The organism is Hoeflea algicola (assembly GCF_026619415.1).
In the GTDB taxonomy this organism is placed as follows: Bacteria; Pseudomonadota; Alphaproteobacteria; order Rhizobiales; family Rhizobiaceae; genus Hoeflea; species Hoeflea algicola.
This window is the reverse complement of the sequence record NZ_JAOVZR010000001.1, coordinates 2,166,625-2,190,439: the sequence shown is the minus strand read 5'-3', so window position 1 is coordinate 2,190,439 and position 23,815 is coordinate 2,166,625. Positions and strand designations below refer to the sequence as shown.

The window sequence follows — 23,815 nt, the reverse complement described above, 5'->3', positions numbered from 1 at the left end:
TTCAAAAATTGATGTAATCATGACTACGCGCCGGTTTGCTTTGGCCGGATGTGCCCGTAACCGGATGTAACCCCCATTATGGCCGGGGGCTTCGTGACGTGATCTGCAGCATATTCCCGGTTTGGGCGCGCCGCCGGCATGCCCCATTCAGGGTATGCCTTGGTAATCGCGACGGGCCCATTTGAGGAGTGGCTTTCCCGCAGTGGCGAGCCAGCTCTGTTTATGCCTCGGGTGACTAGAAGTACTGCGGATCTACAGTGCGTCATTTTCCCTTTTTAGGTGATGGTGAACGCACTCGGTTCCGTAGATGGTCAAAGGTGTCAAGCTGCAGCGGGGCCCTCTGCCAGCGGCGCCAGAACAGCCAGAATGAACTCATTGGCCGGCGTTGGCACACCGACTTCCCGGCCGAGGTCGACAATGCCGCCACTTAGCCAACGAAGCTCCATCGGTTTGCCTGCTTCGAGGTCGTGAAGCATGGATGCTTTCATGGCGTCCGGCAGTGTGTCGACAAAGCGCATCCTGTCGTCGGCATAGTCTTCGGGTAAATGGACCCCGCGCGCCCGTCCGACGGCAACCGCTTCGGCTATAATCTGGCGCAGCAACTGGCGGGTTTCGGGGGTTTTACGCAGTATTCCTATCGGCAAACGCGTTGCGGCGGTGGCCGCGGATAGACCAACCAGAAATACGTACTTCTCCCAGAGGACCTTTTCGATGTCGCTTGAGGCCTTGGCTTCGATCCCTGTCGAGGCGAAACTAGCGACAATGGTTCTGACTCGATCCGAAACCGATTGGTCATATTCGCCGATCGTGATTTTCTGGAGGTCGCCGGTCTGCCCTACCACGCCGGGCCGTGTGATTGCGGTCGCCACATAGCCGACGCCGCCGAGGACCGCCTTCTCATCGAACCGCTGTTTGAGAATGATGTCCTTTATCACCCCGTTCTGCAGCGACAGAATGCTCGTGTTGTCACCGACAACGACCTTCACGGTTTCTATCGCCGCCTCCATATCCCACATTTTGACGGCGAAGAGCAGGAAGTCGACCTTGCCTATATCTGCAGGCTTTTCGGTCGCCATAACGTCATATTTTTGCGAAGTTCCATCGGTGATATTCTCGATAAGCAGGCCTTTTTCGCGGATTGCCTCAAGATGGGCGCCACGCGCGATGAATGAAACATCATGCCCCGCCTCGGCCAGCTTTGCGCCGTAAAATCCTCCGACGCCACCGGCGCCCATAACTGCAACTTTCATATTCAACACCTCGAACTTATAATTGGCCAACCGGTTAACCAAAAAATCCATAAAGGCGAACCAAAGTCCTGTCAATGGTACCTGTTTTTCCCCTTGGAAGGATGGTTTGGCTGGATGGGTGAAATCGTAGCCCTGCGTCAACCAAACCGAACCAGCGCAATGCGCATATGTTCTGTGTTTCTGCGTGCCGTTATTGCAAGGCAGACCGGAGGTGACCGGAAGGTTCGAGTTTCAGGTTGTCTGAATCAGGGAATACAGCGAGCGCGCGAGGTAGGCAGTGCCAATCGCGTAGAGTATCCACCAAGTGTAACGACGAAAGTTGGTGTCGGTCAGCCGGTCAAGCACGGAGCGGCTGAGAATGGTCCCGACCACAGCGCAAAGCGCAGCAATGGCAATCACCGGAGGCGTCGTGACATCCGTGGTCTCGCCACGGATTAGCATGCCAAAATACAGCAGTTTCGAAATGTGGGTGATGACCTGACACATCGCCTTGGTGGCGACGATTTCACGGCGGTTCAGGGGGGAGCGAATAAAGAAAATGTCCAACATCGGTCCGGAGACACCGGACAGCAACTGGAATGAAGTGCCGATAAAGCCGCAGATCTCGGCGCCTGCGCGCTGATTGACAGGGGGAACCCACTGTGCCGGAAGAACTCTGCCGATAAAGGGAACGAGCCCGAGTATAAGGAAGATCAACTCCTGCTGAGGCACAATTTCCATGGATGAGAAGAGCGCGCCGGCCAGAAGCAGGCCCAATCCGTATCGAGCGATGATCGTCCAGCGCACATAAGGTCGCCAGAGTAGCGCCCGCCATCCGTTCGAGGTGAGCTGGGTAAGGCCATGCAGGATCATCGCGTCGCCCACAGGCACCATGTAAAGTAGCCCTCCCATCAACAGCATGCCGCCGGCCATACCGAAAACGCCAGACAGAAAGGACGTGCCAACCGCAAGGAAGGCAAAGAAGGAAATCGCGAGAAGTGACATTATTATAAGCTCTTAGAAAAGAAAAATTCTCAAAGCTCGAGCAGATTATGGCGTACCGTCAGCAAGTGAGCGCGCACTGCAGCCTCTGCACGAGCGGTATTTCGCGTTTGAAGCGCGGCTATGATTTCGCCATGCTCCCTGTTGTAGGTCTGGCGCCGTTCTTCCGTGAAACTGGAGCGCTTCATATCACCCCAGTCGGCCTGTTCACGCGAGGTGGTGATGGTCTGATAGACGTCAATCAGGAGCTGGTTGTGCGTCGCTTCCGCAATTGCGTGATGAAATACACCGTCCCAATATTCAAACATCTCGAAATCAACGGCCTCGACAGCCTGGTTCATGGCGTGGCGGATCGCGGCAAGATCGGCGCTGTTGCCTCGCGCAACCACGGGGCCTGCAAGGCAGGGTTCGATCAGCAGTCGTGCCTCCATGATCTCGATCGGGCTCGAATCGCCAGCTGCCGTGCTTATTTCGGGTTTGGCCAGGGGGTCGGGATCCGCGACATAGGTGCCGCTGCCGGTAATACGGACCACGCGTCCCTGCAATTCCAGCCGCGCCAGCGCTACCCGCACCGCGCTGCGCGCAACGTTGAGCTCCGCAGCGAGCGCGCGTTCGGTCGGCAATTTGCTCCCCGGCCCGATATCCGGCCGCTCCAGGAATTTCTCGATCGCCGCATCAACGATATGGGACGGTTTTCGAGATTTCCTGTCGATGTCCTGCAAAGAAAGGGACGGCAAACTCATTCCAAAGACCTCAAATGGTTGAATGTTGATCGGACCAATGTCTATCGCAAAGGCGTAGGTGCGTCACGTTCAATCGGAAAAAAATCCAAATCGGTATTGACCATTTAAACCAAACGGATCTTAATGGTAGCACCAATATTCGTATTTGGCCAGAATTGTGACCCCGATCTTGATTCTGGCGAGCTTGTTTCAAGGATAGGAGGCCTGCATGGCAGAAACTGCACAAAGCGTCGTCGGTGTCGAACACTGGGCTAGGAAGGGCGACGTCAATCTCTTTCTCTGGCAGAAGCGCGCACCTTCTGGAACGCCCAAGGGGACTGTCCTTTTCGTCCACGGTTCCTCCATGGCGTCGCAACCAACCTTTGACCTGCAGGTCGAGGGTCGGCCATGGTCCTCTGCTATGGACTGGTTCGCCTCTCAGGGCTTTGACGCCTGGTGTGTCGACATGGAGGGCTACGGTCGATCGGACAAGAACCGGGACATCGCAGCGAGCATAGCCGACGGAGCGGACGATCTGTCCGCTGCCAGCGACTACATAATGAAAACGACGGGTGCTGAAAAGTTCCTTGTCTACGGGATCTCGTCGGGTGCGCTTAGGGGCGCAGCGTTTGCCGAGAGGCACCCCGAACGTGTTGAAAAGCTTGCATTAGATGCTTTTGTTTGGACAGGCGAGGGCAGTCCAACCCTGGCCGAACGCCGGAAGAAGCTGGATACGTTTCGAGCCATGAAGCGTCGGCCCATAGATCGCGCCTTTGTCCATTCGGTCTTTAACCGGGATCATCCTGGTACAGCGGAAGAGAAGGTTGTCGAGGCGTTTGCCGATGCAATCCTGGCGTTGGACGATTCGATGCCGACCGGCACTTATGTCGATATGTGCGCGAACCTGCCGCTGACCGATCCGGCCAAACTCACCATGCCGACGCTTGTTATGCGCGGCGAGTATGACGGTATCGCTAGCTTCGACGACCTGTTGAAGTTCTTCGCCGCACTGCCTCATCCCAACAAGCAGTTCAGTGTCATGCAGGGTATCTCGCACGCTTCATTTCAGCAGAAGAATTACATGATGGTCTATCAAATCCTGCAGTCCTTCTACGAACAACCTGCTGCGCTCTACACTGGTGAGAAGAAGACCAAATAAACCAATACATCAAAATAGTTGCGTTTAGCCCAGTGTGAATATGCATTGAGAAACCAATCCAGCAAGGCAAAGGACTGACCGATCTGGCAATTACTTCTAAAGGAGGAGGAGAAAATGCGTAAAGATAACCATAGTTGCAATACGGGTATGAGCAGGCGCGGGTTTCTGCGAAACAGCGCGCTTGTTACGGCTGCAGTCGGCATCGGCGGATTTGCGGGCGCTCGCCCGGGGTTCGCTGCCGGTTACCCGAGCCGTGATATCAATATTATTATCCCGACGGGCGAAGGTGGTGGCGCTGACCGCGACGCCCGGGTTTTCACAAAGATCTGGGGTAACCATCTGAAGACGAATTTCAACTTCAGATACTACCCGGGCGCGGCCGGCGAGGTGGGCTATAGGTTCTTCATGAGCAGTGAGCCTGATTGCTACAACCTGCTGTTCGCTAATCTTGGGCCTGAAGTTATCATGCTCGAGTTACAGAAAACCGGGATCGAGGTCGGTCGCGACATTGTTTATGTCGAACAGACCCTGTCTGAGCCAATGAACGTCTGGGTCGGTGCCAATAGCCCGATCAAGTCTCTCGAAGACCTGATTGATACCGCAAAAAAGCGGACCGTTACCTGCGCGGTCAGTCGTCTGCCCCATCCCGCTTCGATCGGTATGCTGGCTATGGGGGAGGCCACAGGCGCCAACTTCACGCTCGTGCCTTATGGCGGCGGCAATCCTTCGGCAATGGCGGCAATTACCGGTGAAGCGGATTGTTGCGCGTTGCCGTTGACCAACTCCATTGTACTCGGCGATCAGGTTCGTGTGCTTGGTGTGTTCGCCAACAAGAACGTGGTGCCTGGAAGCACAGACAACGCGCCGCCGGTCAACCAGGCGCTCGGCACGAACATTCCCCCGATGATCTCTTCGCGCGCATGGGGGCTTCAGGGGGCGGCCGTAGAAGCATATCCGGATCAGGTGAAGATCCTGGCCGATAGTATGCAAGCCACGTTGCAGGATCCGGCCTATGCAAATGCAGTCGAAGCGGCAGGCGTCCCGGCCAGCTTCATTGATCCGGGTGATCGCGAGATCGCAATGGCAAGCGCCCAGCAGTTCGCTGATATGGCCAAGAAATATCGCGATCTTCTAACTGGCAAAAAGTGAGAGCATTGCGAGCCAACCAACGGTGCTGGCTCGCTTTACTTCCCAACGAGTGGAGATTGACATGGCATCGCCAGAAGCGAAGGTCGGGGCTGCGTCAGCAACGGAACTCATCATTCCTGTTACTGGAAGCTTGTACGCCGTCTATTATATCGTTTCGGTTTGGAATTTTCCGTTCCAGGCTCAACTGAGCGGAGTGGTTCTCGCAGGGCTATTTTTATTCTTTGCCCTGCTGTTTTTTCTGCGAACATTCGGTCAGATCGTCACCAACAGGTTTGACTGGCGCGTGGCCGAGTTGCTCGGCCCACCTCAGGAACACCGCGCGCGCGCGGGCTTCTTGGTTCTGGTCTTCGGCTATCTCTATCTCGTGCCGTGGGGTGGCTTCACACTTACTACCTTCGTGTTTCTGCTTGTCGGCAGCTATCTCGCCGGACTTCGGCCTTGGTCCAAAGCGCTGGTCTATGCCGCGGTCGGTGCGATCGGCGGGTGGGTTTTCTTCATCTTGATCCTTGGCACGCGTTTTCCACAGGGTCCTTTCGAACAGCTTGTTACGGTCGTGCAATCATGGATCTGAGCCTCGCCAGTTATTTTGACCTGTTACTTTATTCTTTGTCGATGTGGTACGTCATCATTCCCGCGGTGTTAGCTGGGGTTCTGATGGGTGCAATTCCCGGTTTCAGCGCCGCCAACACGATCATTATGTTACTGCCTCTTACACTCGTGCTGGACGTGCATGTCGCGTTGACGTTCATGGTGGCGCTCTATTGCGCCAGCCAACTGGGCGGAGGAATTCCAGCCATCCTGCTGAACATCCCCGGCACAGGTGGAGCGGCTGCGACCATGCTCGACGGGCATCCCATGGCGCAACGCGGCTTGGCCTCCAAGGCGCTGGCCCTGAGCTTCACCGCTTCGGTGATCGGCGGCCTCCTGACCTCGTTGATCACCCTTGCGAGTTTGCCGTTGCTGTCTCATATCGGCTACTACGTGCATTCACCCGAACTGGTGGTGGTGATGCTCTTCGGGCTCGCGCTTATCGCCGCCATCGCCGCCGACGATATGCTCAAGGGTCTCATCGCCGGCGCACTCGGCCTGCTCCTGGGGGCAATGGGCGCCGACCACATTTACGCTACACCGCGCGGAACCTTCGGCTTGCTCTCCCTGTTTGACGGAGTTCCACTGGTACCCGCTCTTATCGGCCTCTTTGCCATTTCCGAAGCGTTTATCATGCTCGAACAGGGTAAGGGTGCCGTTGCGGGTGACAATAAAGATGTCGTCACACCCAGTTGGTCCCGGGCGCTACATGATGTCTTGGCTTGCTTTCGCCACTGGTGGCTAATCTTGCGCTCCAGCGTGCTTGGGCTTGTCATCGGTGTGCTTCCTGGCGCCGGAGCGCCGATCGCTGCCTTTGTTGCCTATCAGCAAGCGCGGGCCTTTTCCAAGACCCCTGAGAAGTTTGGCACCGGGGCCGAAGAAGGAATCATTGCTCCCGAAGCAGCCAACAATGGCGTCACCACCGGCGCGATGGTTCCCTTGCTAGCGCTCGGGATACCGGGCGGAGAGACCGCAGCGGTCATGATGGTCGTACTGCAATTTCAGGGCATACCTTTTGGACCCCGGCTTTTCGTGCAGGACCCGACGCTGGCCTATGGCGTCATCATGTCGATGTTTGTCGCTTATGTCTTCATGCTCGTCATGATCTTTCCGTTGACACGCTATCTGTCGCGCATCACGCTGATCCCAAATTATTACATGGCGCCACTCATCGTTGCATTCACACTCGTCGGGGCGTTTGTCCCCCGCGGTTTCATGGATGACATCGCAATTGCAGTCGTATTCGGGATCATTGGATATATAGCGCGCAAGACGGGCTACCATGTTGCCGCCATCTTGATCGGCGTGATCCTCGGCCCGCTGATCGAGAAATCCTTTATCCTGTCGATGCGCCTTTCGGGCAACGATGTCGGCGTCTTCTTCTCATCGCCAATCACCATAATCCTGTGGGCAATGCTCGCGGCAACGCTGATCGTGCCGCTGCTTCTCAAGAAGCGTAGGCAGAGGAACGACCGCAGAGCAGGCCTGCAATACTAATGCTGGGCCGCGGACCCGCACCACTCAATCTTAAATAGGAGTAGTAATCTATGAAGCTGGTGACGTACGCACTGGACGGTGCAGAGCATGTTGGTGTGATGACTGATGAGGGCATCATCCCGCTCAGTATTCTAAATTCTGACATGCCCGACGAGATGCACGCTGTCGTGGCTGGAGGTTCCGTTCTTCTCAACCAGATAGCAGATGCAATCATCGCTTCTTCTCCAACGCCGCTCGATCCGACGGATGTGGCGCTGTTGGCGCCCTTTCCGCGCCCGCGCCGGAATGTCTTTTGTGTCGGCAAAAACTATTATGCCCACGCCAGGGAATTCGAGGTTTCGGGCTTCGACAGCTCATCCGCTGGTCAGCAGATCCCTGAGGTGCCGATTATCTTCACAAAGGCCACCACATCTGTCGTTGGTTCTGGCGACACGGTGGAAAGTGCGCTCGATCCGACCGGTAGTGTTGACTATGAAGGCGAACTGGCCGTTGTCATCGGGACCGGCGGACGCGGCATCAACAGCACCGATGCGATGAAACATGTGTACGGTTATACGATCATCAACGATGTGACCTCTCGCGATATCCAGCGCCAACACAAGCAGTGGTTTCTGGGAAAGTCGATGGACACGTTCTGCCCGATGGGACCAGTGATCACGACGGCTGATGAGTTGCACGATATACGATCCATACAACTGACAACCCGTGTAAACGGCGAAGTGCGCCAGAACGCCAGCGTCAAGGACCTGATCTTCGATATACCACGGCTAATCGAAACGCTTTCGAAATCGATGACGTTGGAGCCGGGCGATCTGATTGCCACGGGTACACCGGCAGGTGTCGGCATCGGCTTCACTCCACCGCGCTATCTCCAGCCCGGAGATCACGTGGAGGTGGAGATATCGGGCATTGGTGTTTTGGCAAACCCGATCGGGTGATCAGCCATCAGTGGCAAACGCGCTCTCGCAAACCCGTTGGTTGTGGTTACGAGATAAACCACGTCTCTGGGGCTTGAAGCATGTCGCGCAAACATGTGCAGCGGTTTTGCGATCACCGCACGCAATAACAAGGAACAAATGCGCGTCGCCCAGGTTCGGTATCACGCGGCGCGTGTTCTAACGATGCTCTAATGCCTTGCCTGGCGAAGGCTCTCTGAATTCTCGACGAGCATATCGACCATTCGCATCGCCAGCGGCTGGGTCCGTCCCGGACCGATAGCGACGAACTCTATCTCGGGCAATTGCGGTAGATTGGCCTCGTTCGACAATTGCACGAGCCCGCTCGGCACAAGGCGGCCGGAATGAGCAGCCAGGCCGAGCCCCGCGACAAGCGCTGCGCGCAATCCGCTGATACTCCCGCTGCTGCAGGTGATGCGCCAGCTCCTGCCGGCCTTCTGCAACGTCTCGGTTGCCAGCGACCGGGTGATGCTTGGCGGCGCGAATGCCACAAGCGGCACGGGTAGATTGGGCGGGAGCAGCAATGCCGGGCGTGCGATCCATACAAGGCGCTCGCGCCATGCGATCTTGCCGCGGCGGTCGCCGGGTTTGCGCTTTACAAAAATCACATCCAGATCGCCGGCATCGAAGCGCTGATAAAGATAACCACTAAGGCCGACCGTGAGTTCAATATCGACATGCGGATCGTGGCGTTTGAACGCGATCAGCACGTTTGCCAGTCGCGACATTGCAAAATCCTCAGAGATGCCGAGACGCAATCTTTCCCGGGTTCCCTTGTCGATGAAGTAACTGACCAATCTGTCATTGGCGTCAAGGATGTTGCGGGCGATTTCCATCATCGCATCGCCTTCTTCGGTCAAGGCAACGGAGTGGGTGTCCCGCAACAGCAAACGTTGGCCGGTCGCGTCCTCCAGTTTCTTGATGTGCTGACTGATGGTGGATTGCCGCAAATCCAGCCGGGCAGCTGCAGCCGTGAAACTCAGGCTGTTGGCAACCGCCAGAAAGCTGCGGAACAGGGAGGGAGGTAGATCAAGCAGCGGGTGTGGAGACATGGTTATTTCATATTGTGATTACTGATATTCAGGCTATCACGATGTCAAATGAGCGCAAGAGCGCCTAGAATATAGTGACATGCAACAATCCGTAGCGGAGGGGTCATGCGCGGCGTCCTGAAGAAATTACCGATCGACACCTATATGCTGTTGCTGATTGCCACGGTCGTGATCGCCACCGTGCTGCCCGTATCCGGCTCTGCCGCCAGGTTTGTTTCCCACCTCAGCTCCGCGGCGGTCGCGCTTTTGTTCTTTCTGTACGGCGCCAAACTGAAGGCGCAGGCTATCGTTGCCGGTATCTCCAATTGGAAGCTGCAATTACTGGTCGTCTTCACAACATATGTGGTTTTCCCGATCCTCGGCTTCGGTCTGGCGTTCTTTGCCAGTTCATGGCTGCCCGAAGAACTTGTCGTCGGCTTTCTCTTTCTCTGCATCCTGCCGTCGACCGTACAGTCTTCCATTGCGTTAACTGGCATGGCCAGAGGCAACGTACCCGCAGCTATTTGCGCCGCTTCCCTTTCCAACGTTTTAAGCGTTGTCCTGACCCCGGCTTTTGCGGCTGTGCTGTTGTCGACCAGCGGCATAAAGCTCGATGCGAATGCCGTAATCGGTATCTTCGTGCAGCTGTTATTGCCGTTCGTTGCCGGGCAACTGTTGCGACCGTTGATCGGAGCATGGATTGAAAGGAACAGGATGCTGACAATGGCCGTCGACCGCGGCTCGATCCTGTTGATCATCTACTCGGCTTTCAGTGCAGGAGTCGTGGGCGGTATCTGGGGGAGGCTTGACGGCATGACGCTGTCCCTATTGATCGGACTCGATTTGATCCTGCTGCTTCTGGTAATGGTGATTGTGCGGCGAATGGGCCAAATGGCTGGTTTGAGCCGTGAAGACGAGGTCAGTCTTCTGTTTTGCGGCTCGCAGAAAAGCTTGGCCAATGGTGTTCCTATGGTGAATATTCTGTTTGCAGGTCATGCAACCGGGCTCATCATCCTGCCGCTGATGCTCTACCATCAGTTCCAATTGTTCGTCTGTGCAGCCATAGCCCAACGCTATGCCGCAGGTGATGAGCATCAGTCGGGGGTGCGGGAGGGAGCCTGAAACCACTCCCGTGCGGAAATCAACAACGAATAATTGCAACGCTGGCTTGCTGGTCAGGAAGCTTTCGGGCTATCGGCTGCATTTTACAGATTGCCGGGCCCGCCGCTGGATTTTCAAGGAATGTTCTACCCGTATGCTTCAGCGCACACGGTTACCGCCAGCGTTTCGCCAAAGGCCAGCGACAGAGCATGGACCGATCGGGCACGGCTATGCTTCCGAGTATCGACAAATTTGCGCCGAGTTGCTGCAATTCTTCCAGCAATGGGGACAGGGCGAAACCCGACGCGCGCCGCAATCGCTTTCGCCCCGGTTCGGTGACGCGGAAGTCGTAGTGACCACTCATGAGGAAATCGAGTCGGGACACAACACGGTATTCTGCTGCATCCGCACGGAGCGTAAGACAAGCACCGCAGTGACCGCGCTCGATGCAGCTGCATTTCAGATTGCAGCGGACGGCCGCAATCGCCCGAAACGGCAGCTAACGTGAGTCAGATCCAATTTTGCATGCCGAAACACAAACAATTTGTCTTTCATCTCGCTGTCCTTTCCCACGTGTTTCTCATAAGACCACCATGTTGGCACATTGCGATGCCGTATGGAGATGGGCGGCAACCATCCCACTAGGTCACTGTCAATCGGTCCGTTCGGGACGGTTGTTCAAAAAAGCGGCCCCGTTGTTCGGGACCGCTGGTGTTCGGGCGGGCTGTCAACCGTATCAGCGTTGTGACACGTGCCAGGGCAGCATCAGTCGTTCAGCGAAATCGACCATGTAGAACAGCACGGTTCCCATCAGGCCCAGCAGCACCAGCGAGACGAACACCCTGGTGGTGTCGAACTGGCCCTGGGCGACAAGCACGAGGAAGCCCAGACCGTTGCCGCCGGCGACAAACTCGCCGACAATGGCGCCGACCAGTGCAAACGAGATCGCCACCTTCATGCCGGCGAACAGGCTCGGCAGCGCGTTGGGCAACCTGATCTTGTAGAGCACCTGAAAGTTGGAGGCGCGGGTGGCGCGGGCCAGGTTAAGCATGTCCGGGTCGACCGAGCGCAGGCCGAGGACCGTGTCGATGACGATGGGAAAGATCGCCAGCATTACCGCAACCGCCAGTTTCGGCTCGAGGCCGGTGCCGAGCCAGATCACGAACAGCGGCGCAAGCGCCACTTTCGGCACCGAGTTGAGCGCCACAAGCAGGGTGTAGATGGTGCGTTCGAGCAGTCGCGACTGGACGATGCCGATCGACAGCACCACGCCAAGCACCACCGAGAGCACGAAGGCCATGGCGGTGGTCGAAAGCGTGTAGAGCATGTGGCGCAGGAAGGTGCCGGGGGTGGAGATGAAATCGGCCCAGATCGCGGACGGCGCGGGCAGCAGGATCGCCGGCGGCTGGAAGATGTAGACCGCAAATTCCCAGACCAGAACGGTGACCGCAAGCACAAGGATGACGTCGCGGGCGCGGGTATCGAAGACGAGCTTGTTGTAAATCCAGTCGATCATTCCTGAACAATCCCCAGTTCGGCAAAGTGATGCCGGATACGGTGTGTGTAGTCGCCAAAGGCGGCGGATTCACGGATCGACAGCGAGCGTGGGCGCGGCAGGTCGATATCGATGATGTCGACGATCTCGCCCGGGCTGCGGGACATCAAGACCACCCGGTCGGAGAGAAAAACCGCCTCGGGAATAGAATGAGTGATGAACATGACTGTCTTGTTGGTGCCTTGCCAGATCCGCGCCAGTTCGACATTGAGGTCGTCACGGGTCATGGCGTCGAGCGCGCCGAAAGGCTCATCCATCAACAGAAGTTCCGGCTCGCACAACAGCGCCCGGCAGATCGAGGCGCGTTGTCGCATGCCGCCGGAAAGCTCCCAGGGGTGCCGGTCCTCGAACCCGCTGAGGCCGAAGCGTTCGAGCAATTGCTGCGCCTTGGGGCGGTATTCGGCCTTTGAATGGCCGAGGAATTCTGCCTGCAGCAAGACATTGTCGAGAATGGTTCGCCAGTCGAGCAGCACATCGCGCTGGAACACCACACCGAGCGCATCGGGCGGGCCGTCGAGCGGTTTGCCATGAACCGCAATTGAGCCCGAACTGATGGGCTCCAACCCGGCGACGCATTTCAGGAGAGTGCTCTTGCCGCAACCGCTGGGGCCGACAATGCTGACGAATTCGCCGGGAGCGATCGCAAGGTTGATGTCCTTGAGAGCCGTCACCGCGCCGTGTGAGGAAGGATAAACCTTCCCCACACGGTCGATCGCCAAATTGGGTACTGCTGATGCCACAAGTGTGTACCTTTCTGGCTCAGCCATTACTTGACGAAATCATTGGTGTAATAATCTTCCGCCTTCCAGCCTGAATCGATAATTCCGGCCTGTTCCATGCCCTTGAGCGCGTCTTCCCAGTCCTGTTTGGCCTGGAAGCCGATCGGCGAGTCTTCGGTTGCCGGGGTGTTGAAATATTCGATCGACAGCCGGATCTGCTCGCGCAGCACGTCACGGTTGAGGTTCGCATCGGGTCGGGCTGCGACCATGGCATCGACGCCGAGTTCGAGATCTTCCTTGATTGCTTGCCAGGCGCGTTGCTCGACCGCAACCAGCTTGGCCAGTTCTTCGCCGCGCTCATTGATGGTCTTTTCCGTGGCGATCAGGCCATAGCTAGGAAAGTACAGGTTGGCCTGGTCAAGCGTGATGCATTTGGAGGGACGGTTGGCTTCGGCCACGGGCAGGGCCGAACTGACGGTGGACATCAGGCCATCCACGCGCTTGGCCGTGTAGGTGCCCCACAAGGCAGACGGGTCGACAAACAAGATTTCGACATCGCTTTGGGTCAGCCCGCCACCGGCGAGAAAGGCGTCGATGAAAGGCGCCCAGGGACTTGCGGCAAACACGACAACGCTTTTGCCCTTCAAGTCGGCCACGGTCGACATCGGTGAATCCTTGTCGACGAGAACGCACAGATCGGTCCGCCTGAGAAAGCCCGCGAAGGATTTAACCTCGGCGCCCTGCTTGCGGGCGGAGCCCAATAGGCCGAGCTGGATCTGGCCGACATCGACCTGATCGGAATTGACCAGCTGAAGCGTGTTGCCTGATCCACGGCCGTCCTGAACGTCAACATCCAGACCGGCTTCATCGAACCAGCCGTTCTGCTCGGCGAGATGCATTCCGGCGTGAACGCCCCATGGGGAAAAGTCCAGCCTGACGGTAAGCGGCTCGGCGGTGGCGGAGCCAACGGCGCCGAAAAGCGCCAGCGCCGAAGCGGCGGAGATAAGTCGTGTAAGCATTTTCATTTCAAGTTCCCCATTTTTGATTGAACACGAAATTCAGACTACATAGTGCAATATCGTTCCGCAACAGAAAAAGACGGTATTCGCTTTCAGGCCATGTGTTGCATGGCTTCTTGACGTTTGAATTCGATTATACTAACCAATTGGTACAACTCAAATCGTGAAGGACACGTGATGAAAAAAGTCGATCAAACCGTATCGGCGTCGATATTGGCGGCACATTTACCGATCTAGTGCTGATCGATTCAGAGGGGCGTCTGTTTCACAACAAGACCGCTTCGACGCCGCGGGCGCCGGAAATGGCGGTGCTCGAGGGGATTCGCGCGATCGTCGCTGAATCGGGCGTCGGTTTTGCTGATATTGACGAGATCGTGCACGGTACGACGGTCGGTTCCAACACGTTGTTACAGAAGGTTGGCGCCCGTACCGGGCTGATCACCACCAAGGGATTCCGCGACGTTCTCGAGATCGGTCGCCTGCGCACGCCGGGTATGTTCGATCTGCAGTGGGAAAAACCGGAGCCGCTGGTACGCCGCCGTCATCGACTGGAAGTTAACGAGCGGATCGCCTTTGACGGCAGCATCATCACGCCGATGGATGAGGACGAATTGCTGCGGGTGGCCGGCGAACTGGTCGCCGAAGGAATTGAATCGGTGGCGTTGTGTTTCCTCAACAGCTACCGCAATCCGGCGCATGAGTTGCGGGCAGAGTCGCTGCTGGCGCGAGAATTTCCAAATCTTCCGGTGACCGCCTCGGTTTCTGTGCTGCCCGAAGCCAAGGAATACGAGCGCACCAGCACGACGGTGGTGAATGCTTATGTGGCTCCGGTTCTGGAAAAATACTTGACCCAGCTTGAAGAAGGCATCGCCAGCCTCGGCATCAATGCGCCGCTTCTGGTTGGCAATTCCAACGGAGCGCTGGCGTCTTCTGCAACGGCGCGTGAAAAGCCGGTGTTCTTCATCTCCTCGGGGCGGGCAGCCGGTGTTGTCGGTGGCGGCCGGCTGGGTGCAGCGCTGGGCGTGAAGGATCTGGTGGTTTTCGATATGGGCGGCACCACTGCCTCTGCCTCGCTGGTGCGCGATGGAGAGTTGAGCCGGGTCAGCGAGTATGAATTCAGGGCCGGCATTTCCACGCCGAGCCGGTTCATCAAGGCCGGCGGCTACATGATGAGCGTGCCGACGGTCGACGTCGCAGAAGTCGGCAGCGGCGCCGGCTCGATCGCCCATCTCGATAGCGCCGGATTGATCAAGGTCGGCCCGATCTCGGCTGGCGCCGATCCGGGGCCGGTGTGCTATGACATGGGCGGAAATCGCCCCACGGTGACCGATGCCAACCTGGTTCTGGGCTACCTGCCGGGCTCGATTGCCGGCGGTTCGCGGTCGCTTTCGAGCGACCTGGCGCGTGACGCGCTGAGTGCGGAACTCGGAACCCGGCTGGGGCTGGATGCGGTGGAAGCCGCTTACGGCGTCCGTGAAGTCACCAATGCCAACATGGCACGCGCCATCCGCGCGGTCACCGTCGAACGCGGTGTCGATCCGCGCGACTTCACGCTTGTTGCGATTGGCGGTTCAGGCCCGGTTCACGCCGCAAGCATCGCCGAATTGTTGTCGATCAAGCGCTTGCTGATCCCTGCTTCGCCCGGCGTCTTTACCGCCATGGGGATGCTCGCCGGCGATGTCGAACGCTACTACATTGCGCCGATTGCCGGGGCTCTCGACGGGCTCGACCTTGATGAACTTTCGCGTGTTGCCGAAAATCTGCGGCAGCAGGCCCGCAAATCGCTTCTGGAAGAAGGAATTGCCGAAAGCGGGATCGAGCTGATTTCGGAAATCAATCTGCGTTTCCGGGGTCAGGAAATGTCGTTGGCGGTGCCGTTCAGTGAGCCGTTCGATACGGCAGCAGTGCGCGACAGGTTTCTGGAAATGTACAAGTCGATCTACAGCTATTCCTCCTCCGACAGCATCGAGGCGGTGAGCATACGGCTAACAGGACGCGGGTATCTGCCCGGCAAGCTGGACTTCAAGAAAGTCAGCCCCGACCGGCCGGATGCAACCGATCCGGTCTCATGGCGCGAGGTCTTTTTTGGGAAGCAGGAAGGGTGGGTTTCGACCCCGGTCTATGAGCGCCTGCGCTGCCCGCGGACGCTGCAGGGGCCGGCCATTCTGGAGGCCTCCGACAGCACGGTGGTGATCCCGCCAAACGCCACGGCGACCGTCGACCCGCAACTTAATCTCCACATCGAGCTCGCCTGAGCGAGGAGGGACACTTTCATGACTTCCACTCTGGATCCCATCACCTTCGCCGTTCTCAAAAGCGCTGTGGAGTCGATTGTCGATGACATGGCCTATACGGTGATGCGCACGGCGCGCTCGCCGATCGTGCGCGATGTTCTCGATTACTCGACCACCATGTGCGATGCGGAAGGGCGGATTCTGGCGCAGGCCAAGACCGTTGCCTTGCATCTGGGGGCAGTGCCCGACGCCATGGAGGCATTGCTGCGCCACTATGGCGATGATCTCGCGCCAGAGGATGTGATCATCTTCAACGACCCCTATGATGGCGGCATGCACCTGCCCGACATTTTCATGTTCAAGCCGATCTTTCGCGGTGACGAGCATATCGGGTTCTCGGTGGTGATCTGCCACCATTGCGATGTCGGCGGCCGGGTTCCCGGTTCCAACGCCAGCGATTCCACCGAGATCTTCCAGGAAGGTCTGCGCATTCCGCCGCTTAAGCTGTTTGACCGCGGCGTGCCGAACAAGGCGCTGTTCGATATCATCCGCAAGAACGTCCGGCTGCCTGATCTCGTCATCGGCGATCTCGAGGCACAGCTGGCAACCTGCGCGCTGGGCGAGCGAGAATTGCTGCGGCTGGTGGATAAATATGGCGTGGAACTGTTTCGCTCATTCCTGGGGGAATTCCTCGATTACGGCGAGCGTCTGACACGTAACGAGATTTCCGAGTGGCCCGACGGCGACTACAGCTTCACCGACTACATTGACGGCGACGGTTTTTCCAAGGCGGCGATCCCGATCAAGGTGACGATCACCGTCAAGGGCAGCCAGCTCAATGTTGATTTTACCGGCAGTTCGCCGCAGGTGAAGGGTGCCATCAACTCGACGCTGTCTTTCGTCAAATCGGCAACCTATCTTGCCATCCGCTGCGTGCTTGATGGCGAGGTGCCCAACAATTCGGGGGTTTACCGCTGCATCGATGTCAGTGCTCCGAAAGGCAGTCTGCTCAATCCCGATTTCCCTGCGCCGGTGGCAGCGCGTGCGCTGACCGGCTACCGGGTGGCAGACACGGTGCTTGGCGCGCTGTCGAAAATCGTGTCCGGCAAGGTGGTTGCGGCCGGCGAGGGCGGTAACTCGGTTGTCTGTCTTGGCGGTTACGACAAGACCACGCGCGAACCCTTCATCATGGTCGACATGATCAATGGCGCGCTCGGCGCCCGCGCCACCAAGGATGGCATCGACGCCATTACCAATCCCTCGCAGAACATGTCCAACATGCCGGTGGAGGTAATGGAATCCACGTATCCTGTGCGCATCGAGGAATACGGTCTGCGTCCGGATTCTGCAGGGGCCGGGGCTACCCGTGGCGGACTTGGCGTGGTGCGCCAATACCGGCTGATGGCTGATGAAGCGGTGTTGCAGCTGCGTGCCGACCGCTACGAGACACGGCCTTATGGTCTGTTTGGCGGAGAGCCGGGGGCAGCGTCGCGCAATCTGCTGAGTTCGGATGATGGTGCGTTCGACCTTCTCGACAGCAAGGTCACGCGTACAGTTCGCACCGGCGATGTGATCCGCCACGAACAGGCTGGCGGTGGCGGCTACGGCATGCCGCTCGAACGCAATCTCGACGCCATTCTTGAAGATGTTCTCGATGGCAAGATCACCACCGATCATGCGCGCCAGTTCTATGGTGTCGTGATCGAAGGGAAGGGTCTCAACCAGGCGGCAACCGAAACGTTGCGGGCGTCGATGGCAAAGGTATCCGCAGGCGGGGCGGTGTGATGGACGATCTGAGCCGGTTTGCCATCAACCAGATCACCACCCGCAACTGGACGCTGCCTGAGGCAATCGAAGGCTATGCCCGCCAAGGTGTCGGCGGCATCGGCGTCTGGGTCGATTATCTTGACGCGACCGGGGTGACAGAGGCCGCGCGGCAGATTCGCGACGCCGGCCTTTTCGTCCCAAGCCTTTGCACCAGCGCCTGGGTCAACACCGACGACGTCGCAGCCTTTGACAAGGCGCTTGATGAAAACCGGCGACGTCTTGATGCCGCCGCAGCAATCGGCGCGAAATGCCTGGTGGTGGTGCCTGGTGGTCTGGCGGCAGGTGAAAAGGATCTGGTGACAGCCCGCAACCGGGTCGAGGACTCTTTAGCAGCCCTTCTGCCCGATGCCCGTTCGGCGGGTGTGGCGCTGGGGCTCGAGCCGCTGCACCCGATGTATGCCGGCGACAGATCCTGCCTGAACACCTTCGCCCAGTGTCTCGAACTGTGTGACCGCCTTGGCGAGGGAACCGGCATGGTTGCCGATGTCTACCATTGCTGGTGGGACCCTCAGTTCGCCGAGGGGTTGCGCAAGGCCGGGCCGGAGCGAATCCTGAGCTTTCATCTCTGTGACTGGCTGGTTCCCACCCGCGACGTCTATCAGGATCGTGGCATGGTCGGCGATGGTGTGATCGATCTTTCCCAGTATCGGCGTGTGCTGGACGAGATCGGTTATGATGGCCCGTTCGAGATCGAAATCTTCTCGAAACTGGACTGGTGGCAGCGTGATGGCGAGGAGACTGTGAGGATTTCGATCGAGCGCTGTGCGCCGTTGGTTAACCGCCGGGTGCAAGAGAATGCTTGATGTTCCGGCCCGTCTCGGCATAACCGGGGTGTGAACGGGCAGGGCGCAAGGAGGACTGGAAATCGTGAAAGCCACAACCGGGAAGAGGGACGGAATCCGAACCCAGGAAAAGATACTTGCTGCGGCGCAAAACGAGTTCGCACGAAAGGGCTATGACGGCGCCCGCGTCGATGCGATCGCCGCACGGGCGAAGATCAGCAAGAACCTGCTTTACCACCACTTCCGCAGCAAGGAAGAGCTCTATATCCGCGTGCTGGAACGCACCTATGAGACGTTGCGCCGGCGCCAGGGAGATGTTTCACTCGCCGGGCTCGACCCGATCCAGGCGATGACAAAGCTGTGTGAGACTACGTTTCAGACGTTTGTGGACGAACCGGATATCATCGTCATGCTCAACACCGAGAACCTGCATCGCGGCAAGCACATCGCCAAATCGCCGATCATCCGGTCGCTGTATGACCGGCTTTCGGAAGTTCTCAGGGACATTCTCAAGGATGGCGAGGAGAAAGGCGTTTTCCGGCGCGATGTCGACCCGGTCGAACTTTATATCTCGATGTCGGGGCTGGGCTACTTCTACCTGTCGAACCAGCACACCCTGTCGATGCTGTTCAACCGTGCGCTGGTTTCCCCGGACAACCTCGAAAAGCGCAAGGCGCATATCGTCGATGTCATCCTGAGTTATCTCACCCGTTTCCCAGACGTGGAGACGACGCCCGACACAGCTTCCACTGCGTAGCCCTACTGAACTATCGGAGACAACCATCATGGCCCATTCGCTCAGCAACAAAGGCAGCGCCTTGCCGTCCGCAGACAGCAATCTGCGCCACAACCGCCCGGCGGTCGACAGCGAAGAGGTGATGCAGGCGCGACGGGATCTGGCCGCCTGCTTCCGGTTTGCTGCGCGTCTCGGAATGCATGAGGGCATCTGCAACCATTTCTCGGCGCTGCTTCCAGGCCACGATGACCTGTTTCTGGTCAATCCCTATGGCTATGCGTTTAGCGAGATTACGGCTTCGAGCCTCTTGGTTTGCGACTATCATGGCAATGTTGTTGCCGGCGACGGTGAACCTGAAGCGACGGCCTTTTACATTCATGCGCGCCTGCACAAGAATGTGCCGCGCGCCCGCGTCGCCTTCCACACTCACATGCCCTACGCGACTGCGCTGACGATGACGGAGGGCGAACCGCTGGTGTTTGCCGGACAGACTGCGCTCAAGTTTTATGGCCGGACGGTGGTGGATGAGGATTACAACGGGCTGGCACTTGATGAGGGCGAAGGCGACAGGATCGCAGCGGCAGTCGGTGACGCCGACATCGTCTTCATGAAGCATCACGGGGTGATGGTGCTTGGCGGTTCGATCGCAGAAGCCTGGGACGATCTCTATTATCTGGAACGGGCATGCGAGGTGCAGTGCCTGGCGCTGTCGACGGGACGGCAGATCATTCCGGTTGATCCGGAGATCGCCAAAGCCACCGCGGCGCAGATGCGTGACGGCGACGAGGAATCGGCTCGGCTTCACCTTGCCAGCATGCACCGGATTCTTGCGGCGGAAGAATGCGATTACCTGCAGTGACAGCCTGATCGGCCGGCATGTTTGTCGGCGCGTTGGCAGGGGATCAGCTTGCACAACTCCAGCCTGTGCCTTCCGTTTCTTGCATGTGAACCGATCTGCCGCAAAACGTTGTAGCCGAATTTGCGGTGCGTGAGGCACGCCGCATGCAATGGCGGATGCAACGATTTTGTCTTCACCCTCCCGAGGCGTGCCTGCGCCTTGTGGGCGGGTGGAACGGGGCGCACGAGCGAATCCAAATGTCAGCTTTGACGACGCATGACCATCGAATTGCAGTGGTATAATCGCCCCTGATATTGTCTTTCTCTGACGTTTTTTCTTTTATTTCCTGATGTTTGCGAATTAATTCTGGATAATAATCAAGAAGAACACCCGATCCGTGTCTTTTCGATTACACTTGATGCTGAGGGGTGCCCAATCAAGCATCTGATCCCGCGTGCCGGTTTCGATCTTTCTACTGATCGGAACGGGTTGCCTCTTCTTTGAAGCCGGAGCGATTCTGGGATCATGACGGGAGGGAACAATAATGACAACAAAACTGGTAGTTGGCCTGGATGGCCACGGGACCGGCGATCGTGCTGTGGCCCATGCAAAAAAACTCGCCGAACTGATCGGGGATTGCGAACTGGTGGTAGTCTATGTGGTGGAATGGTCGCCCTATTCGTTTCAGACCGCCGAGGAGAATGCACAGCGCCACAAACGCCGTGAAGAGGAGATCTCAACGGCAATGTCACGGGTCGTTGACCCGGCGGTTAAAAGCCTGCACGAGGCTGGCATCAAGGCCACCGGCAGAGTCAGACACGGGGATGTGGCTTCGATCCTGATGGATATTTCACAAGAAGAAGGGGCCGCCCAGATCATCGTCAGCCGTTCGTCGGAGGGCGGGTTTGCCAAGCGCCTGTTTGGCAGCGCGACTTCCAATCTTGTCATGCACGCCAAAGTGCCCGTGACTGTGGTCAGCTGAGGGGAATATCATGAATTTTTTTCAGAAATTAATGCTGTCATTTTTTGCGGTTGCAGCAGTACCTGGCGTTGCGCAGGCGCAGGAAGCGATGACGCTGGATCAACAGGTCAACCAGGTCTTTGCCGCCGTGACCGGTCCTTTTGTCAGTCTTATCTTTGCACCGATTCCGGGCACCAGTTTTCCCTGGATCGTGATGTGGCTGGTGATCGCCGCAACGATTTTCACGCTCTATTTCGGCTTCGTTCAGTTCAGGTTCTTCGGCCACGCCATCAGCTTGGTGAAGGGCGATTATTCGGATCCCAATGATGCCGGCGAGGTCAGCCATTTCCAGGCCTTGGCCACAGCGCTGTCTGGCACTGTGGGGCTCGGCAATATCGCCGGTGTGGCGGTTGCTGTCGGCATCGGCGGCCCGGGCGCCACTTTCTGGATGATCCTGGCTGGATTGCTCGGCATGGCATCAAAATTCACCGAATGTACGCTCGGTGTTAAATACCGAAATGAATATGAGGACGGCACGGTTTCCGGCGGTCCGATGTACTACATCTCCAAGGGTTTCAAGGAACTGGGCCTTCCCGGCGGCAAGTTCCTCGCCGTGATGTTTTCGATCTTCTGTATCCTGGGTGCGCTTGGCGGCGGCAACATGTTCCAGGCCAATCAGGCTCACGCCCAGATTTCCGGAATTGTCGGCGACTATCCCGGATGGATTACAGGTATCATCTTCGCAGCCGTGGTCTTCGCGGTCATCGTCGGCGGCATCAAGTCGATTGCCAATGTCACCGAAAAGGTGGTCCCGTTCATGGGTCTCCTCTATGTCGGTGCAGCGCTGATCATCCTGCTGGTCAACTACGACAAGATCGGCTGGGCCTTTGGCCAGATCTTCGGTGGCGCCTTTACCGGCCTCGGCGTTGCTGGCGGCTTTGTTGGCGCCCTGATCCAGGGCTTCAAACGGGCAGCATTCTCCAACGAAGCCGGTGTTGGCTCGGCAGCGATTGCCCACTCCGCGGTCAGGACCAAGGAGCCGATCACCGAGGGTTTCGTGTCACTGCTCGAGCCGCTCATCGATACCGTCGTGATCTGCACGATGACCGCCCTGGTCATCACCATTTCGCAGCAATTGATCGTTGACCCGGCGACCGGGCTTTATGTGCTCAATGAAGCCGGTTCGTCGATTGCCACCATTGGTGACGTCAGCGGTGTGGCTTTGACGTCCGCTGCATTCGGGTCGGCGATCAGCTGGTTCCCCTATGTGCTGGCGATCGCCGTGATCCTGTTTGCCTTCTCAACCATGATCTCGTGGTCCTACTATGGGCTGAAAAGCTGGACCTACCTTTTCGGTGAGGGCAAGAATTCGGAGCTGACCTTCAAGATCATCTTCTGCGTCTTCATCGTCATCGGTGCCGCAGCAAGCCTTGGTCCGGTCATCGACTTCTCCGATGCCGCGATCTTTGCCATGGCGGTGGTCAACATCTTCTGCCTCTACTTCCTGATGAAGTTGGTGAAGAAGGAGCTGATCTCCTACGCCTCGCGTTTGCAGTCAGGCGAGATCCGCAAGTTCAAACACTAAGGCTGATTGACCCCATCCTTGCTGCGGGCTCGCTCTGGACCCGCGGAAAATCGGGCGCCGGCGCGAAAGCGGTTGGCGCCCTTTTTCTATGCCGATCATCGGGGTGGTGAGCGGGGCAACAGTTGCCGATCCATAATAAGCCGCCTGCGGCGGGAGATAAGCTGCCGGTATCAGGTGCCTGACAATTGTTTTCGGGCACTGTCGAGCATGCGGCGGTGAACATGCGAATGGCGGTTGCGAAGGTGCATCGCCAGATAGACGGCCTGCGGGATGCGCGGGGCGTCGTTGACATAGTGAAATGCGCCGTCCGCGACCATTTCGATGGCAGAGTCCTCAAGCACATAGGCAGTCCCGCCAAGCGAACTCAGCAGACCGCAGACGGTAATGTTCTGGCCACTCGAAAGCGGCGCCTCGTCAAGCCCGGCGACCACCGGACGGTGCATCCTGTCAAAAGCCGGAGAGAAGTTGGTGAAGATGTAGCTCTCGGGCACGATCTCCTTGATGCAATTGGCGTGGGAGCTGATCATCCGGTAGCCGACCTCGCCGATCAGTTCATGATGCAGATCGGGCAGGTTCTTGGGTGTGAACAGGATCGATAGATCAAGTTCGCCTGCCAGCAGGTCGATGCTCATCTGGTTGGAAAAATCGTGCTCGATATAGAAAGACGCGTCCGGCAGGACCCGGCGAAACCCGGTCACCCAGTCGGCAATATGGTTGGAAACGAGATCGTGCTGGATGCCGATCCGCATCGACAGGGCAAAATTGCCGGTGCTTTGCACCGAACGGCGTGCCTGGGTCCATTGGTGGCGCAGCGAGCGGGCATGATCGAGCAGGCGGAAACCGGCCGGGGTTGGCTGTGTGCCGGCGCGGCTGCGGGTGAACAATTTCCGTCCCAGTGAGGTTTCCAGCGCGTGGATCCGGGCGGATACGGTTGATTGCGTCAGGTTCAGCCGCTCGGCAGTGCGGTTGAAGCTGTTGGTTTCCATCAGGTCGAGAAAAGTCTCCAGCTGCTCGATCTGCATTGCCGGGGCGCTCCAATTGCTGCTTTGCACCCTAATCGGATTTTCCGATTAATAAAGGCCTTTCAGCGGAATAGCGGAACGGCAGGCAAGGTCGGATACTCGC

At 57.8% G+C, this 23,815-nt stretch carries 22 protein-coding genes; 14 read left to right on the top strand and 8 right to left on the bottom strand.

All coding sequences use genetic code 11. The annotated features are described in order from the left end of the window. Window positions 1-320: 320 nt before the first annotated feature. From OEG84_RS10740 to OEG84_RS10730, 3 genes are all read right to left on the bottom strand, one after another. Entirely contained in the window at window positions 321-1,391 is a 1,071-nt protein-coding gene (locus OEG84_RS10740) for a ketopantoate reductase family protein (RefSeq protein WP_267653752.1), read from the bottom strand. A 90-nt stretch (window positions 1,392-1,481) separates the two neighbouring features. Further along, window positions 1,482-2,234, bottom strand: a complete 753-nt coding sequence (locus OEG84_RS10735) for a TSUP family transporter (RefSeq protein WP_267653751.1) — start codon at window positions 2,232-2,234, stop codon at window positions 1,482-1,484. Between the two features lie 29 nt (window positions 2,235-2,263). Then, complete coding sequence (locus OEG84_RS10730; RefSeq protein WP_267653750.1) at window positions 2,264-2,968, bottom strand: FadR/GntR family transcriptional regulator; 705 nt, start codon at window positions 2,966-2,968, stop codon at window positions 2,264-2,266. 214 nt (window positions 2,969-3,182) lie between these two features. On the opposite strand from OEG84_RS10730, the gene OEG84_RS10725 reads away from it, so the two are divergent. From OEG84_RS10725 to OEG84_RS10705, 5 genes are all read left to right on the top strand, one after another. Continuing rightward, window positions 3,183-4,112, top strand: a complete 930-nt coding sequence (locus OEG84_RS10725; protein WP_267653749.1) for an alpha/beta hydrolase — start codon at window positions 3,183-3,185, stop codon at window positions 4,110-4,112. Window positions 4,113-4,226: 114 nt separating this feature from the next. Further along, complete coding sequence (locus OEG84_RS10720) at window positions 4,227-5,261, top strand: Bug family tripartite tricarboxylate transporter substrate binding protein (RefSeq protein WP_267653748.1); 1,035 nt, start codon at window positions 4,227-4,229, stop codon at window positions 5,259-5,261. A 61-nt stretch (window positions 5,262-5,322) separates the two neighbouring features. Continuing rightward, entirely contained in the window at window positions 5,323-5,832 is a 510-nt protein-coding gene (locus OEG84_RS10715; RefSeq protein ID WP_267653747.1) for a tripartite tricarboxylate transporter TctB family protein, read from the top strand. Then, the gene (locus tag OEG84_RS10710) at window positions 5,823-7,346 is read left to right on the top strand and encodes a tripartite tricarboxylate transporter permease (RefSeq protein ID WP_267653746.1); all 1,524 of its coding nucleotides are present in this window, start codon (window positions 5,823-5,825) and stop codon (window positions 7,344-7,346) included. Before OEG84_RS10715 ends, OEG84_RS10710 begins: the two co-directional genes overlap by 10 nt. Window positions 7,347-7,396: 50 nt before the next feature. After that, entirely contained in the window at window positions 7,397-8,284 is an 888-nt protein-coding gene (locus OEG84_RS10705) for a fumarylacetoacetate hydrolase family protein (RefSeq protein WP_267653745.1), read from the top strand. A gap of 188 nt (window positions 8,285-8,472) precedes the next feature. On the opposite strand, the gene OEG84_RS10700 is transcribed toward OEG84_RS10705, so the two are convergent. Beyond that, window positions 8,473-9,354: a LysR family transcriptional regulator gene (locus OEG84_RS10700; RefSeq protein ID WP_267653744.1), complete on the bottom strand. Its 882-nt coding sequence runs from the start codon at window positions 9,352-9,354 to the stop codon at window positions 8,473-8,475. Window positions 9,355-9,459: 105 nt separating this feature from the next. On the opposite strand from OEG84_RS10700, the gene OEG84_RS10695 reads away from it, so the two are divergent. Continuing rightward, complete coding sequence (locus tag OEG84_RS10695) at window positions 9,460-10,455, top strand: bile acid:sodium symporter family protein (protein ID WP_267653743.1); 996 nt, start codon at window positions 9,460-9,462, stop codon at window positions 10,453-10,455. A 46-nt stretch (window positions 10,456-10,501) separates the two neighbouring features. After that, a complete protein-coding gene (locus OEG84_RS10690) occupies window positions 10,502-10,942 on the top strand; it encodes a hypothetical protein (RefSeq protein ID WP_267653742.1) in 441 nt (146 codons plus the stop codon). A gap of 228 nt (window positions 10,943-11,170) precedes the next feature. Here the strand turns inward: OEG84_RS10690 and OEG84_RS10685 are convergent, their stop codons facing one another. The 3 genes from OEG84_RS10685 to OEG84_RS10675 are packed head-to-tail and all read right to left on the bottom strand — an operon-like array spanning window position 11,171 to window position 13,727. Continuing rightward, the gene (locus OEG84_RS10685) at window positions 11,171-11,950 is read right to left on the bottom strand and encodes an ABC transporter permease (protein ID WP_267653741.1); all 780 of its coding nucleotides are present in this window, start codon (window positions 11,948-11,950) and stop codon (window positions 11,171-11,173) included. After that, a complete protein-coding gene (locus OEG84_RS10680) occupies window positions 11,947-12,756 on the bottom strand; it encodes an ABC transporter ATP-binding protein (protein ID WP_425602839.1) in 810 nt (269 codons plus the stop codon). Before OEG84_RS10680 ends, OEG84_RS10685 begins: the two co-directional genes overlap by 4 nt. After that, a complete protein-coding gene (locus tag OEG84_RS10675) occupies window positions 12,756-13,727 on the bottom strand; it encodes an ABC transporter substrate-binding protein (protein WP_267653739.1) in 972 nt (323 codons plus the stop codon). Before OEG84_RS10675 ends, OEG84_RS10680 begins: the two co-directional genes overlap by 1 nt. Before the next feature lie 200 nt (window positions 13,728-13,927). Between OEG84_RS10675 and OEG84_RS10670 the strand changes: the two genes are divergently transcribed. From OEG84_RS10670 to OEG84_RS10640, 7 genes are all read left to right on the top strand, one after another. After that, window positions 13,928-15,982, top strand: a complete 2,055-nt coding sequence (locus OEG84_RS10670) for a hydantoinase/oxoprolinase family protein (RefSeq protein WP_267656162.1) — start codon at window positions 13,928-13,930, stop codon at window positions 15,980-15,982. An 18-nt stretch (window positions 15,983-16,000) separates the two neighbouring features. After that, window positions 16,001-17,746, top strand: a complete 1,746-nt coding sequence (locus tag OEG84_RS10665) for a hydantoinase B/oxoprolinase family protein (protein WP_267653738.1) — start codon at window positions 16,001-16,003, stop codon at window positions 17,744-17,746. Then, window positions 17,746-18,591, top strand: a complete 846-nt coding sequence (locus OEG84_RS10660; protein WP_267656161.1) for a sugar phosphate isomerase/epimerase family protein — start codon at window positions 17,746-17,748, stop codon at window positions 18,589-18,591. The genes OEG84_RS10665 and OEG84_RS10660 overlap by 1 nt, the downstream gene beginning before the upstream one ends. Window positions 18,592-18,655: 64 nt before the next feature. After that, on the top strand, window positions 18,656-19,327 hold the full coding sequence (locus OEG84_RS10655; protein ID WP_267653737.1) for a TetR/AcrR family transcriptional regulator: 672 nt from the start codon (window positions 18,656-18,658) through the stop codon (window positions 19,325-19,327). Between the two features lie 28 nt (window positions 19,328-19,355). Continuing rightward, a complete protein-coding gene (locus OEG84_RS10650; RefSeq protein ID WP_267653736.1) occupies window positions 19,356-20,165 on the top strand; it encodes an aldolase in 810 nt (269 codons plus the stop codon). Between the two features lie 523 nt (window positions 20,166-20,688). Further along, entirely contained in the window at window positions 20,689-21,126 is a 438-nt protein-coding gene (locus tag OEG84_RS10645; RefSeq protein ID WP_267653735.1) for a universal stress protein, read from the top strand. 10 nt (window positions 21,127-21,136) lie between these two features. After that, on the top strand, window positions 21,137-22,690 hold the full coding sequence (locus OEG84_RS10640; protein WP_425602838.1) for an alanine/glycine:cation symporter family protein: 1,554 nt from the start codon (window positions 21,137-21,139) through the stop codon (window positions 22,688-22,690). Window positions 22,691-22,860: 170 nt separating this feature from the next. Here OEG84_RS10640 and OEG84_RS10635 read toward each other — a convergent pair whose 3' ends face one another. Further along, entirely contained in the window at window positions 22,861-23,712 is an 852-nt protein-coding gene (locus OEG84_RS10635) for a LysR family transcriptional regulator (RefSeq protein WP_267653734.1), read from the bottom strand. Window positions 23,713-23,815 lie beyond the last annotated feature (103 nt).

Excerpts from the sequence above, each read along its gene's own strand:
- OEG84_RS10640 (WP_425602838.1), top strand. The coding sequence starts at position 21,137 with ATGAATTTTTTTCAGAAATTAATGCTGTCATTTTTTGCGGTTGCAGCA.
- OEG84_RS10635 (WP_267653734.1), bottom strand. The coding sequence starts at position 23,712 with ATGCAGATCGAGCAGCTGGAGACTTTTCTCGACCTGATGGAAACCAAC.
- OEG84_RS10725 (WP_267653749.1), top strand. The coding sequence starts at position 3,183 with ATGGCAGAAACTGCACAAAGCGTCGTCGGTGTCGAACACTGGGCTAGG.
- OEG84_RS10665 (WP_267653738.1), top strand. The coding sequence starts at position 16,001 with ATGACTTCCACTCTGGATCCCATCACCTTCGCCGTTCTCAAAAGCGCT.
- OEG84_RS10710 (WP_267653746.1), top strand. The coding sequence starts at position 5,823 with ATGGATCTGAGCCTCGCCAGTTATTTTGACCTGTTACTTTATTCTTTG.
- OEG84_RS10685 (WP_267653741.1), bottom strand. The coding sequence starts at position 11,950 with ATGATCGACTGGATTTACAACAAGCTCGTCTTCGATACCCGCGCCCGC.
- OEG84_RS10700 (WP_267653744.1), bottom strand. The coding sequence starts at position 9,354 with ATGTCTCCACACCCGCTGCTTGATCTACCTCCCTCCCTGTTCCGCAGC.
- OEG84_RS10645 (WP_267653735.1), top strand. The coding sequence starts at position 20,689 with ATGACAACAAAACTGGTAGTTGGCCTGGATGGCCACGGGACCGGCGAT.
- OEG84_RS10715 (WP_267653747.1), top strand. The coding sequence starts at position 5,323 with ATGGCATCGCCAGAAGCGAAGGTCGGGGCTGCGTCAGCAACGGAACTC.
- OEG84_RS10720 (WP_267653748.1), top strand. The coding sequence starts at position 4,227 with ATGCGTAAAGATAACCATAGTTGCAATACGGGTATGAGCAGGCGCGGG.
- OEG84_RS10660 (WP_267656161.1), top strand. The coding sequence starts at position 17,746 with ATGGACGATCTGAGCCGGTTTGCCATCAACCAGATCACCACCCGCAAC.
- OEG84_RS10675 (WP_267653739.1), bottom strand. The coding sequence starts at position 13,727 with ATGCTTACACGACTTATCTCCGCCGCTTCGGCGCTGGCGCTTTTCGGC.
- OEG84_RS10650 (WP_267653736.1), top strand. The coding sequence starts at position 19,356 with ATGGCCCATTCGCTCAGCAACAAAGGCAGCGCCTTGCCGTCCGCAGAC.
- OEG84_RS10695 (WP_267653743.1), top strand. The coding sequence starts at position 9,460 with ATGCGCGGCGTCCTGAAGAAATTACCGATCGACACCTATATGCTGTTG.
- OEG84_RS10735 (WP_267653751.1), bottom strand. The coding sequence starts at position 2,234 with ATGTCACTTCTCGCGATTTCCTTCTTTGCCTTCCTTGCGGTTGGCACG.
- OEG84_RS10680 (WP_425602839.1), bottom strand. The coding sequence starts at position 12,756 with ATGGCTGAGCCAGAAAGGTACACACTTGTGGCATCAGCAGTACCCAAT.
- OEG84_RS10705 (WP_267653745.1), top strand. The coding sequence starts at position 7,397 with ATGAAGCTGGTGACGTACGCACTGGACGGTGCAGAGCATGTTGGTGTG.